Consider the following 1329-nt stretch of genomic DNA (forward strand, 5'->3'; position numbering starts at 1 on the left):
TTAGGGACTTGCAAGAAAATAAAGTACCAGCTAAACAGGGACAATAGTAATATCCCATTTGGGTAATGTTTCAGAACGCTGCCATTGGGGTTGGTATTGTTCTAACTCTTGTGAGAGAACCTTGATTCCTTTTTCATAAGTGGTTTCAACCAGATGTACAATGGGAGCAATTCCTTTCCAAGTCATATTGGCAGCCCATTGTGCGGCGGCAGCAACAGAATCTAAAATCGCACCATTCCAATAGTTCTCCAAGGCAGCCCAACACCGCTCTATTGGATTGTACTTACTATGGTAAGGGGGATAATAAATCAGTCGAATTTTTAAATTAATTGCACAAGACAACTCAACCATGCGTTTGATAAATTGTGTACGGTTACTGCGAGTAGCGGCACCGCCATCAAGATCAATCACCCACTCATGGAGTTCCAGGTAATTGTGTTGATTCTCATGCCACCAAGCGGTTAAACAATCGACGATAAAATCACTGGTTTCCGCCGACTGACCCAAGTAAATCGATAGCTGGTCATTATGTGTATTGAGAATGCCGAAGGGAACTAAGACTGATTGCCACTGTGTATCGTGGTCATCAGCAGCTTTTGCCTCCAGTGTCCGAGCTTTACCGCCTCTGGAAAGGTTGCCAATCTTCACCTTAGCTTTAGTATCTATAGACACTCGCAACGATTTGGGATTTTCATCTGATGCCTGATTCTCCCGGAACACATTCTCGAAAATGGCATCAGTTTGCGGAATCTTTTTCAAGGGTTTCGTTTTTTGTGTTTTTTTAGGCGATACCCTAAGCGATTGAGAATTTCTCCGCAAGTTTGACGAGATGGCAATTCGCTCTCGTTATAGCCATGAACACTTACTAATGCTTCTCGTACTGCTCTAGCACTAATGCGGGCATACAGAAAGGTCGATTGAAATTTAGGGTCGGCTTGGGCTTGAGCATCCACCAATGAACGAATATCTGCTTCTAAGTTGGGCAATACCTCAATACTATTGTGTCGTCCCCTTGCCTGATAATTCTCTACACAGACTATCCCTGTCCGCCTTTCATGCAAGCCGAGTTGCACACAGGAGCGATTCCATCCTAAAACGGTTTCTGCTTTGCGGGCTGAACTATTGAAGTAATCTTCGGTAACTTTTGCCATGAAATCTCGTTTGCGATTGCCAGTCAGTTTCTGTGCTGCATCTTTAAAGGTCGATTTGATGGTGTCGGTGAGCATGAATTGAGGGATTCCCATTCTAGATATTTAAACCAGGCGCGGACAGTTCACCGCTTCCTCTCTTCTAGAATGGCTGGTATTTTATTTTTCTGCAAATCCCTTA

At 43.8% G+C, this 1329-nt stretch carries 1 pseudogene; it reads right to left on the minus strand.

From position 1 onward, the window contains the following. Positions 1 to 30: 30 nt before the first annotated feature. Positions 31 to 1244 (minus strand): annotated as a pseudogene (locus VB740_RS36805) (ISAzo13 family transposase). Positions 1245 to 1329 lie beyond the last annotated feature (85 nt).

Origin of the sequence: Nostoc sp. UHCC 0251 (assembly GCF_034932245.1) — a bacterium.
GTDB lineage: Bacteria > Cyanobacteriota > Cyanobacteriia > Cyanobacteriales > Nostocaceae > Nostoc.